General features: G+C 42.3%; 10 protein-coding genes. 9 read left to right on the top strand and 1 reads right to left on the bottom strand.

What is annotated here, in order from left to right:
• The first annotated feature begins 2 nt into the window (after positions 1-2).
• From IM450_RS10150 to IM450_RS10110, 9 genes are all read left to right on the top strand, one after another.
• A complete protein-coding gene (locus tag IM450_RS10150) occupies positions 3-2456 on the top strand; it encodes a CHASE2 domain-containing protein (RefSeq protein WP_287667086.1) in 2454 nt (817 codons plus the stop codon).
• Between the two features lie 231 nt (positions 2457-2687).
• A complete protein-coding gene (locus IM450_RS10145) occupies positions 2688-5927 on the top strand; it encodes a serine protease (RefSeq protein ID WP_287688639.1) in 3240 nt (1079 codons plus the stop codon).
• A gap of 3 nt (positions 5928-5930) precedes the next feature.
• Positions 5931-6278 carry a hypothetical protein gene (locus tag IM450_RS10140; RefSeq protein WP_287709524.1) on the top strand — a complete coding sequence of 116 codons (348 nt, stop codon included), beginning with the start codon at positions 5931-5933 and terminating at the stop codon, positions 6276-6278.
• Between the two features lie 8 nt (positions 6279-6286).
• The gene (locus IM450_RS10135) at positions 6287-6631 is read left to right on the top strand and encodes a hypothetical protein (RefSeq protein ID WP_004163768.1); all 345 of its coding nucleotides are present in this window, start codon (positions 6287-6289) and stop codon (positions 6629-6631) included.
• 12 nt (positions 6632-6643) lie between these two features.
• On the top strand, positions 6644-6940 hold the full coding sequence (locus tag IM450_RS10130; RefSeq protein ID WP_002763050.1) for a type II toxin-antitoxin system HicB family antitoxin: 297 nt from the start codon (positions 6644-6646) through the stop codon (positions 6938-6940).
• A gap of 870 nt (positions 6941-7810) precedes the next feature.
• Entirely contained in the window at positions 7811-8812 is a 1002-nt protein-coding gene (locus tag IM450_RS10125; protein ID WP_287667074.1) for a pentapeptide repeat-containing protein, read from the top strand.
• Between the two features lie 250 nt (positions 8813-9062).
• Positions 9063-9722, top strand: coding sequence for a sulfite exporter TauE/SafE family protein (locus tag IM450_RS10120; protein WP_159297591.1), 660 nt, complete (start codon positions 9063-9065; stop codon positions 9720-9722).
• A 227-nt stretch (positions 9723-9949) separates the two neighbouring features.
• The gene (locus IM450_RS10115; RefSeq protein ID WP_287667070.1) at positions 9950-11194 is read left to right on the top strand and encodes an RNA-guided endonuclease InsQ/TnpB family protein; all 1245 of its coding nucleotides are present in this window, start codon (positions 9950-9952) and stop codon (positions 11192-11194) included.
• Between the two features lie 247 nt (positions 11195-11441).
• Positions 11442-12071, top strand: coding sequence for a PEP-CTERM sorting domain-containing protein (locus IM450_RS10110; protein WP_287667067.1), 630 nt, complete (start codon positions 11442-11444; stop codon positions 12069-12071).
• Between the two features lie 65 nt (positions 12072-12136).
• Here the strand turns inward: IM450_RS10110 and IM450_RS10105 are convergent.
• A partial coding sequence (locus tag IM450_RS10105) for a hypothetical protein (RefSeq protein WP_287720623.1) occupies positions 12137-12347 on the bottom strand: 211 nt, incomplete at its 5' end.

The following is a 12347-nucleotide window of genomic DNA, read 5'->3' as shown; positions in this document are numbered from 1 at the left end:
TAATGATTAAACTCTTAACTCTCGAACTAGATGGCACATTTGATCGGGGATTTAAAGTAAAATTAGAAATTCGTCCCGATCTTAATTCTCGTCCCCAAACTGTGATCAAAGCAAGGCTACCAGCTAATTTAGAGTTATTAACTCTTTACCGTCAATGGCAACGTCACTATAGTGAATTAGAGGGATTTTTTAAAGTCTTAAAAGATAGCAATCCCCAACAAATTACCAATAGTTCTCAGCAGAATTTAGTTTTTAAAAACTGCCAAGAAAAAGCCAAATTATTTGAGGATAACTTAAACAGATGGTTGAATAATAGCCCAGAATTTGAACCGATCAAAACCGCAATTCTGCGCTCTGGCAATAACTTTCGTATCTGGTTACAAACCGATAATATTTGGCTGCAAAGATTCCCCTGGGAAAAATGGGAAATTCTCCAAAATACTGGCGCAGATATAGCCATTATTGTCTCAGAATACGATACCTTAACCAGACAATTAAGAAATCATGAAAAAATTCGGATTTTAGCCATTTTAGGCTATGCCACCGACTTAAGATTTCTCGAAGAAGATCGCAAAACCTTAGACGATATTGCGGGAAAAGCAGGAGCCGAAATTATCTGGGAAAAAGCCCCTCACCCGCAAAAATTAAATCAGTTATTGCGTCAAGAAACTTGGAATATTCTCTTTTTTAGCGGTCATAGTGCCAGTACAGAAGATGGCCAAGATTGCGAAATTCAACTAACAGAAACTCATAAATTAAAGATAGCTGATTTTAGCTTTTCTCTGGGAGAAGCCACTAAAAACGGGTTAAAGTTAGCGATATTTAACTCCTGTGATGGTATCGGTTTAGCACAACAACTATCACGGGAAAAAGGGATGGCATTACCCCATCTAATCTTTATGCGCGAGAAATTACCCGATCCTGTTTCTCCCAAATTTCTGCAATACTTTTTAACCGCTTTTACCAATAATAAATCTCTCTATAGCGCCGTACATGAAGCCCAAAAAAATCTCCACGATGACTGGGAAAAAGACTATCCCTGTGCCAGTTGGCTGCCCGTAGTTTGCCCCAATCCCACCGAAGAACCCCCCACTTGGCATAGTTTCAGTAAACCCCCTAAAAATTGGCGACGATTCGCTCTAACTTTCGGTTTAGGTTTAGCCGTAGCCATGACAGTCTTGGCAATAAGAGAAACAGGAATTTTAGAACCCTTAGAATTAAATATTTATGATCGTCTGATGCAACTAAAACCCAAAGATAAACCCGACGAAAGATTATTAATTATTACCATCGATCGCCAAGATTGGGCCTATCAAGATCGCATGGGGATGAAAAGACCAACAATACCAGGAAGCGATCAAAAACGTTCCCTCGCAGGAGAAGCATTATCGCAGCTTTTAAATAAATTACTGCCCTACGAACCGCAAATTATCGCCTTAGATATCCTCCGTCCCATCGCTGCCAGTCAAGATTATCCACCCCTAGCCAAACAATTACAAAATACTCCTAATTTTATCTCGATTTGTAAGTTCAATAATTACCCACAACCAGACGGATTTCCCCCACCCCCGGAACTGCCAAAAAATCAGAGTGGTTTTAGTAACATAGTCCCAGACGAAACCATTGCCGGAGTTCCCCGAATTCGTCGTTTTTTATATCAGGCAAAACTCGATCGCACCTCTCCCTGTCTTCCCCCGGATTCTTTGGCCAAAGTTGACTCAATGTCCTGTAATTTTAAAGATTATGCTCCTAGTTTTAGTCTCCTAATTGCCAAACGATATCTAGAATCCCAGAATCAAGATTTTGACTGCAATAAACTGGAGCGGGGAATTCTAGAAATTAATATCGGGGATACTCATCTCGGTGACTGGCTACAATCCAACCGCGGCCCCTACAGAACCAGTCAATCCGATACCCGATCCGGCCGTCAAGTTATGCTCGCTTACCGTCGAATCGCCGATAATGGCATCGATGCAATCATCAAAATTGCTCCGAAAAAATCTCTCCGACAGGTTTTAGATCCGGGTTTTAATTCCGAATCAGTCCGGGAAAAAATTGTCCTGATTGGAGTAACAGAACCCGGGATCGATGATTTTTTAACCCCCTTTAGTCGCAACCCATCGGAAGCAATTCCGGGGGTTTATTTGCACGCGCACGCGGTCAGTCAAATTCTCGATACAATGGAAGGAAAACGTACCTCGATCGCTTTCTGGAATCCCCTACAGGAGGCTTTCTGGGTGCTGGGTTGGTCCCTGGTGGGGGGATTATTAACGTGGCGTTTTCTTCGGGTAAAAACGGTACTTTTGACAGTGGCGATCGCTGTGATTTCCCTTACTGGTATCGGTTGGCTTCTCTTTAGTTATTTCGGTCTCTGGGTTCCGATTATCCCCCCAGCGATCGCACTTCTCACCACCTCCGGTATCTTCTTTTTTCTTCGTTCTTACTACTTAAAATAGCAAGGTAAGGCTTGCTGAAAAAGTACGGGCGAAGCATTCGGATAGAAAATCTCCGGTTTCACCGATAGGTGATTGCCCGAATGCTTCGCCCCTACAGGACCCGGGCCGATGAAGACGCAAGGTTTTGAAGCACGATTCTCTCAAAATCTTGCACCTGTTTCACGAGAAAAACGACAAAACTCTTACCTTGCCTACATTTCACATTTATTCAGCAAACCCTAGGTAACAACAATGATCAAACCTTCGATCGCCCTCATCCTTCTTTTCTCCCTACTGCCTCAACCCGGGTTAACCCTTGTCACCCCGGCTGCCGGAAATATTTCTAATCATCCCATTCTGACGGCACAGGGCGATCGGGAGCTTACCGAGGAGCAATTCCTACAACGAGTCACCGTTCGGATTACTAGCGAGACAAATCGGGGATCGGGGACGATTATCGCTAAAAAAGGCGATAATTACCTTATCCTAACCAACGCCCACGTTACCCGCAACACGAAAACCCTACAGGTACAAACTTACGACGGCCACAGCCGTGCGGCCCGCATTGTCCCCAATTCCCTATCGGAGAATCAAGATCTCGCTCTGCTGGAGTTTAGCGATACCCGGGACTATTCGATCGCCACCATCGCGAAGTTTACCCCCAATCAAGACAGGATCGGTTTAGAAGTGGTGGCCGCGGGATATGTTGCCGAAACGGGACAGTATCGGACGACAAAGGGAACCCTCGAACAGGTGAGCGATCGACCCCTCCGGGAAGGCTACAGCGTCGGTTATAGTGGCGATATCGTGCAGGGAATGAGTGGCGGCGGCATTTTTGTCGATGGGGAGTTAATCGGCATTAACGGGCGATCGGCCCATCCGATTCTCTCTAACTACATCTACGAAGACGGTACGAAACCCACAGACGCAGAAATCCAACAGATGAGAGCGGTTAACTGGGGCATTCCCATCAATACCCTATTAACCTACATCCGTCCCGAAATCCTCAGCGCCTATAACCTACCTCTACCGCCGGTGAACCCCGATATAGAAACCACCGCCTATACTGGCTATATCGCCGAATTAGAAACAAAAGCCAAGGGTTTCACCGTGCGGATTGATAGTAGCAGTAAAACCAATGGAAGTGGCGTAATTGCCAATGGAAGTGGCGTAATTATCGCTAAAGAAGGGAATATTTACACCGTCCTAACCGCCGATCACGTCCTTTGCGGAGAAATGGCACGCACCGACAGCTGTGCTGATTACACCTACACCGTCGTCACCAGCGACGGCAAAACTCGAAACATCGAGAAAAGCACCATCATCCGGCAGAAAGGGGTAGATTTAGCAGTTTTTCAGTTTGAAAGCCAGGACAATTATCCCGTTGCGGAAATAGCGAATTATAACCCAAATACCGGTGATTTTGTTTTTGCCGCAGGCTTCCCCAAAATTGGCGACAATCCCTCGAAATGGTTGTTTAGTGGCGGTATAATTAACGATAAAGAACAGGGATTAATAGAAACCCGCCAAAGTCCTTTAAGCACTCAACAAGGAGGAACATTACAAAGTGTTGCTTCTTTAGAAGGAGGGTATGAATTAGTTTATACCAGCATCACATTTGGGGGCATGAGTGGCGGTGCAGTCTTAGACTCCCAGGGGAGAGTAATAGGGATTCATGGAAGTTCGGAAACAGCAGGGGTAACGGAAATTCAGTTAGGGTTTAGTTTAGGGATTCCCATTAGCACTTTTATCGGATTGCAAGAAAGATTGAAGGTAAAACCGCAATTATTAACCACTGCTCAACCCCAAGTTAGTCCGCAACAAAAACTAGAAATTATTCAAGCGATTACTGGTGTTATTGTTCCTAATACCAATGCGAAGGCGGATATTTGGATAGAAAGGGGAGGACAATTATGCCGGTTAGGAAGGTGTGAGGAAGCAATTAAAGCCTTTGATGAGGCGATTAAGCAAAATGACCCCGATAATGTCTATTTAGCTTGGTATGGGAAGGGATTAGCGTTAGGTGAGTTAGGTAAAGCTCAACCAGCTATAGAAGCTTTGCAACAAGCGATTAATACCTTACCTAAACGGGAAAATTTAAAGGAGTTTCACAGTAGTATTTTACAAAAGCAAAGTGTTGTTTATCGCTATTTAGAAAATTATGAGCAAGCCTTAACGGTGATTAATCAGGCGATTTCTCTGGTTCCCAATAACTCCAATCACTATAATGAGAAATGGTCAGTATTAAGTGAATTAAAACGCTATGATGAGGGATTAGCCGCAATTACTCAGGCAATTGAGCTCGCTCCCCGTGCTGCTTGGTATGTCAATCGGGGGATTCTTTACTATAACCAAAAAAAATACGAATTAGCATCAGACGATTACAACAAAGCCATTGAACTTAATCCTAATTTAGCTATGGCTTACAACAATCGGGGGAATATTTACTATGACCAACAAAAATACGAATTAGCTTTAGCTGACTGGAACAAAGCCATTGAACTTAATCCTAATTTAGCTATGGCTTACAACAATCGGGGGAATATTTACTATGACCAACAAAAATACGAATTAGCTTTAGCTGACTACAGCAAAGCTATTGACATTAATCCTAATTTAGCTATGGCTTACTACAATCGGGGGAATATTTACTCTGACTTGCAGAAATACGATTTAGCCCTCTCTGACTACAGCAAAGCTATTGACATTAATCCTAATGATGCTAAGGCTTACTACAATCGGGGGCTTCTTTACTATGACTTGCAGAAATACGAATTAGCCCTCTCTGACTACGACAAAGCTATTGACATTAATCCTAATTTGGCTCAAGCTTACTACAATCGGGGGATTCTTTACAAAAACTTGCAGAAATACGATTTAGCCCTCTCTGACTACAGCAAAGCTATTGAAATTAATCCTAATTATGCTGAGGCTTACTACAATCGGGGGGGTCTTTACCATAACCAGCAGAAATACGAATTAGCCCTCTCTGACATCAACAAAGCTATTGAAATTAATCCTAATTTGGCTAATGCTTACTACAATCGGGGGCTTCTTTACTATAACTTGCAGAAATACGATTTAGCTTTAGCTGACTACACCAAAGCTATTGAACTTAATCCTAATTATGCTGACGCTTACAACAATCGGGGGATTCTTTACTATAACTTGCAGAAATACGATTTAGCCCTCTCTGACTACACCAAAGCTATTGAACTTAATCCTAATTATGCTGAGGCTTACGTCAATCGGGGGGTTCTTTACTTTGAGCAAAAAAAATACGAATTAGCCCTCTCTGACTACAACCAAGCTATTGAAATTAATCCTAATTATGCTCAAGCTTACTTAGGTCGTAGTATTTTATATGCCATATTAGGACAACCCGAAAAAGTAAAAATTGATCTACAACAAGCAGCCATATTATTCCGCCAACAGAATAATATGGCAACTTATGAAAAGGTGATGCAACTTTTACGCGAATTAGGGAGGTGACAAATGATGAAAACACCCGTTGATTTATACCGTAGAGGTAATGCTACATCTCCCAGAATGGATCATGTTCGTCCTAACAAAGATATTGCCATCTATGAAAATAATGGGCAAATATGGGTAAAAGAAACCCTTGTCGATGGACAAACACCGGGGGGAATTTCGACCTTTTCCGTTCAGGGAATAGGAAACAACTGGTGGAAACTAGATCGGGGAATTTCTATTCCCAGTGAGCTAGAATTAATTAATGATCGAGGTAATCACTGGTTATGGAAACCCTTATTTCCCATGTCAATAGAAACCTATCAACAAGCCTTAAGGGTAATTGGTGAATTTTTTTATCGTGTAAGTTGAGGTAAACTATGAAAACTCTATCATTTAAAGACATCCAATTTATTATCGAAGCTCTCGAATCCCTTCTCAAAAATTATAGTGACCGTATTCAACAAATAGAAGCTCTCGAAAACTATGAAGATGAAATTTCAGACTTAAGTAATGATTCTCTATTTTTACAAGAATTAATTACTGACTTACAAAATCAACAAACACAAGAATTGGTTCTACTTGTGCCAGAATTTGATTTGCAAAAAATGTCTTTACAAACATTAATTAAACAAGGAAAAAACCTGTCAATTGAGGAAAAATTAATCTTAGTGGAATCTCTAACTTCATCAATCCGCGAAGAATATAATCTAATGCGAACCTGAAATGAGAAATCAATGATTACTTATTTAGCCACCGTTCATAAAGATAACCATAGTGATTATGGGGTACAATTTTATGACTTTCCGGGTTGTATTAGTGCAGGAGAAACCATCGAAGAAGCGAAAAAAATGGCAACTGAAGCCTTAAAAGGTCATATTTCCTTCATGTTGGCAGATGGGGACGAAATTCCCACCCCTAGCACCCTCGAAACCATTTTAACCGACGCGGATCATCAAGATGCGATCGCTTTTCTGCTCATTGAGGTATCAGAAGCTATTTTAAACCATCAGGAATTGTGTGTAAAAAACTAGGTGCAGTCCCTAGCTTGGTTTGAGCGAATAAATATGTTGAAGAAAACCTCTCAATTCTCAGGGAAAGCGAAACCCAACACCCAACACCTAAATCCGTCTGAATCTTTTTTTTGGGTTTCCTTGGGTCAACCCAATCGACGATAATTGCTATGATTACTATAATTCGACCTTTTCCGTTTACCATCGACAATTTAGTTGACTTCCACAGCAGCTCTAATCCCATCTTTAAAAAATCAATTGACCGATATTTATCTCCTCAATCTGCCCCCAGTCTCAGACAATATTGAGATGACCAGTCTATACAATTATCCCCTAGGGAAAATCAAGCCTTTTGGCGAATTGATGAAAAAGCCATTAACCCCTCTTGCCAAAACAGACCACAACCTGATAGACTCATTAAACCAAGGCTTCAGGGAATAGGATCGGGCAGTTCATCCCTAAGAGGGATTGACTTTGACGAAGTTTTATGATTGCTCAACTGGAAAGTCCCCGAAATCTGGTGATTAAGAGTTTTAGCCTGTTGGCTACCGGACTGACTAAGCAGACCTAACAAATTCAACTGTATGATACCGAGTCAAGACATCGGCGAGGCAGTAGATTCAGTCAGAAAAACTGACGCACAAGACTTCTCTAATTTAATGCCTAGACCTGGCTGGCAACAAGTGGCAGGTTTAGGTAGAGGTTGTTTTTGGTATTGAACCCCGATTCTTGTAGTTATTTACCCGTTTTAGTGATTGCCAATAGGGATTTTAAGCCCGTAATTGGTTGAAAATTTCTATTTATTCGCAAAAATTCCCAGTCGCTCCCTGTTCAGTAATTTTCCCCAACCCATTCTCTGGAAATCACCTTCCAGAACAATTTAGTTATTTTATGAGTAGTAATGCCTTAACCGATCGTGAACATCTAATCGAACTGTATAATCGAGGTGAACGCAACTTTGCCGAAGTCAGACTTAGCGGAGTCAATTTAAAGAGACAGTGTTTAAACCAGATTAACCTAAGTCATAGTTACTTAAAACGAGCCAATTTAGCCGAAGCTTGTTTAATTAACGCTAATTTCAAGGACGCTTCCCTGGAAGAAGTTAATTTAAGCAAAGCTTGTCTTATCGATGCTAACCTAACTAAAGCCGATCTTTCTGGGGCAAATTTGCGCCAAAGTAACCTAAGCGGCGCAATTTTGAGTAATACCATTCTCAAAAAGGCTGATTTAAGTTCTGCCTGTTTAATTCACAGTAGCTTACTTTTTGCCCAACTGTTCAAAGCAAATCTGGAAGCCGCTAATCTCACCTCAGCCACTTTAACCCATGCCATGGCGGGGAAAGCTAACCTAAAACGGGCTATTCTCACTCGTGCTATTCTTAGCTCTGCTAATCTTAGCCATGCTAACTTAAAAGAAGCTAACCTAATTCGAGCCTATCTCTATCAAGCTAATCTGGAAAACTGCCAGCTTCAATACGCCGACCTCAGCTATGCCGATTTACGCGGGGCGGATTTACGCGGGGCGGATTTACGTTGTGCTAACCTCGAAGGTGCTAATCTGACGGGAGCTAACCTCAATTGTAGTGATTTTGAGGGAGCTAACTTAACCGGAGCCGATTTAAGCAAAACTGACGCTAATAAAGCCAATTTTCGCCAGGCTAACTTAACCGGTTGTAATCTGCTCGGTGCTAATTTAGCCTCCGCTAACCTTTCCGGTGCTAATCTACACCAAGCGGGATTACTCTTGAGTTATTTAGTGGGAAGCAATCTTAAACGAGCTAATCTCAAACAAGCTAACTTAATCGGGGCGATTTTAACCGAAAATAATCTCCTTTCTGCTTCCCTCGAAGAGACTATTCTTCCTAACGGTAGTCGCGGCAATCTCCTTTCCTAATATTCCTAGAAAAACCCAGTTATAGAGACTTTTCCGCCGAGGTTTCTATAACCGTGGGGTTTTTCTTGGGGAATGATGAATTATAAATTATAAATTATGAATTGGGAGTGGGGAGTGCCAGAGTTGGGAGTGGGGAGAATAAATGAAAATAATCTCCTGAATACTGTCTCCCGTCTCCTGTCTCCTGTCTCCACTAGGAAATTAATTTTGCACGACTATTCAGACCCCTCAAGGCCATGAACCGAAGATAATGGCAGACAATTACTTGATTTTACTGATAACGGGCGTTTTTTCGGGCTTATTAGCGGGTTTATTTGGTATTGGGGGTGGCACTATCTCCGTGGCGATCCTGTTAAATTTGGGCCACAGTTACGGGGAATCGGTGGCTACCAGCAGTTTAGCGATCGTTTTCACTTCCCTAGGGGGTACGATCCAAAATTGGCGATTAGGTTCCCTCAAATGGCAGCGAGTTCTCCTCTTAGGTTTACCCGGGATTTTTACGGCATTTATCGGGGTCTATCTGGTCAAATCTAGCCCCAAACACCTCCTAGAAGCGGCTTTTGGTTGTTTTTTACTACTCAATATCTATTTAACCAATCTCAAGCAAAATTTAAGCCAAAAAGAGCCAGTTTCTGCCCTTAGATTGCATCCTAATCTAGCCTGTCTGCTAACCGGAGGAATCGCTGGATTTCTAGCCGGTATTTTCGGAATTGGCGGTGGGGCGATCATGGTGCCACTACAAATGATTTTTTTGGCAGAAAAGATCAAAATCGCCATTGTCACCAGTTTAGGTGTGGTTTTACTCAATTCGATCGCCGCCTGTTTCGCTCATGCCCAAGCCGGTCATATTCTTTATCAAAAATTTGGGTTAAAACCCCGTCGTTTTACGACGGCTTTTCCTGATCTTTGATGTAGCACTTAAGAACTTCCAGTGGCGCACCTCTCAGTTATCAGTTATCAGTTATCAGTTATCAGTGGGTAAGTTATCAGTTATCAGATGTGAGTTTTTAAGTGTGCAGTATTAAATAGAAGTTTCCTACTGTCTTTTTACTGATTACTGATCACTGATTACTAACCGACTTGGCATTATTGACAGACCTAGTTAAAATATAGTACAAACACACACATCTTAACTCAATGAAAGCAAGGTATCAATACCGCATTTACCCAACAGACCAACAAAAGAGGTTTTTGTCTCAATTGTTCGGGTGTGTGCGCGTTGTCTGGAACGATACCTTATCTTATTGCCAAGAACTCTATCGACAAGGAGAGAAAAAACCTAAATACACTGAGTTATCTAAAAGACTAACTCAAGTCAAAAAAACAGAAGAAAAACAGTGGTTAACCGAGGTTTCTTCTATTCCTTTGCAGCAGTCCTTGAGAGACTTAGAGACAGCCTATTCTAACTTTTTTGCATCTTGTAAGGGAGAAAGGAAGGGAAAGAAAGTCAAACCTCCCAAGTTTAAAAAACGCAAATCTAAGCAATCAGCGAGATTTACCGATAACGGCTTTACCGTTAACCAACACCACGTTACTTTAGCAAAAATCGGTGATTTAAGAATAGTTTGGAGTCGTCCATTACCCTCTAAACCTTCTAGCGTCACCGTGATTAAAGACGCATCAGATCGCTATTTTCTTAGTTTTGTCGTCGAGATTCAGCCCGAAATACTTCCTAATAATGGGGAGTCAGTGGGGATTGATCTAGGGATTGCTACTTTTGCTACCCTCTCAACAGGGGAAAAGATAGACGCACCGAAACCGCTAAAGAAACGATTAAAACGACTAAGAAAAGCACAGAAAAACCTTTCTAGAAAACAGAAAGGAAGTAACCGACGGGAAAAAGCTAGGAAACGAGTAGCTAAAATCCATGCAAAGATTAAGGACACTCGCACTGATTTCTTGCATAAACTATCCACTAGAGTTGTTCGTGAAAATCAAACGATAATTTTAGAGGATTTAAACACATCGGGAATGGTTAAGAATCGTAAGTTATCCCGTGCCATATCAGACTTAGGATGGCGTTCTTTCCGAGATATGCTATCAGCAAAATCTGATAAATATGGTCGTGATTTTCGGATAATTTCTCGATGGGAGCCAACGTCTCAAAGGTGTTCCTGTTGTGGGAACATCGGCGGGAAAAAAGCGTTAAATATCCGTGAGTGGGAATGTCTTTTCTGTGGGACTTTCCACGATAGGGACATCAACGCAGCAATTAATATCAAGGTCGCCGGTGGGCAATCGGAGACCTCAAAAAACGGACGTGGAGGAAAGCGTAAGACTTCTGTTAAAGAAGCAGCATCCCGTGAAGCGTCAACCCAACCGAAGATAGTTCAATTAAGTTTGTTCGATCTGCCGGTCATCACCGTCCGGCCCCGGCGGTGAGGATGTCAATTCTTCATCCGCGCTTGCTCTTAGACCGGATCAACGGACTGGTTAATTTCTAACCCTTCCACTCTCTCCCTGATGGGCTTTTTTCCGGATTCATCAATAAAAAACGGCGAATACTTGACAAATTCGGGGGGGGGGGTAGAATGATGCTGCTTATTACTATTAAGCAATGATTTATGGGGTATAAATAACAATTTTTCCCCATTCTTAGCCATGAAATTAACTTGTCAATCAATCAAAAATGACTAATCAACTGCTAAAAGCCCTTTGCCTTCCTGCGGTGACTTGTGCCGTTTTCAGTGCCATTCCCGCCCATGCCGCCATTTTTACCGCTACCTATACGGGTACTGTTGCAGCAACCATATCTTTACCCCTTGTCGATAACGTTAGTGTCGGTGATACTGCGGTTATTACCTATCAGCTTGACAATGGGGGAACTTCCCTGTTCAACCAAACATGGACCGCGAGTAACATTGTGAGTGTCACCTTCAATTTTGGTAATGGGGCCCACGTTACTACCTTTAATCCTAATGGGGGTAATGGGTTGAATGCTACTACAGGAAGTTTTGTCACCAATGCCTCAGGAACATTAACGGCTGTTCCTTCTGATTGGAGCGATAACTCTAATGTCAATGTCGTCTCAACCAATTCTACACAAACACCTAACGCATGGTTTGTAAATGGGGCCAACGGCGTTTACTATACTAATAGTTTCTCCAACGAGGTCCGATTGACCAATGTATCAGGTAATATCGTTGCTGCTAACTGGACCATTCAAGGCACCCAGACACAGACAACCCCGGAACCAGGCACCCTTTTAGGCTTATTAGCGGTGGGTTCTCTGGGTGTATTGGCTCGCAAACGGCAATAAATGACCAATTCTGCTGTAAGGAAGGTTTAACAGCCTTCCTTTTTGGTTAGGGGGGCGGTATAGTGTTATCTCCCTTTTTGTATAGCTCTAACCTGTTTAACCTCTAACTCTAAGGCGGATGCGACTTGCTCAACGCTTAACCCTAAGGCTAACAAACGGGGGACCGCCTCTAATGCTTTGTTTAGTCTGCCTTGCTCAATGCCTTCCTCGCGACCTTCCTCAATGCCTTCCTGACGCGCTTCCTCGCGCACATCTTGAAAATACTGAGTTTGTTTT

The organism is Microcystis sp. M083S1 (genome assembly GCF_020246405.1).
GTDB lineage: Bacteria > Cyanobacteriota > Cyanobacteriia > Cyanobacteriales > Microcystaceae > Microcystis > Microcystis aeruginosa_C.
The sequence above is the reverse complement of the archived record's forward strand: the minus strand, read 5'-3'. Positions and strand labels throughout refer to the sequence as shown.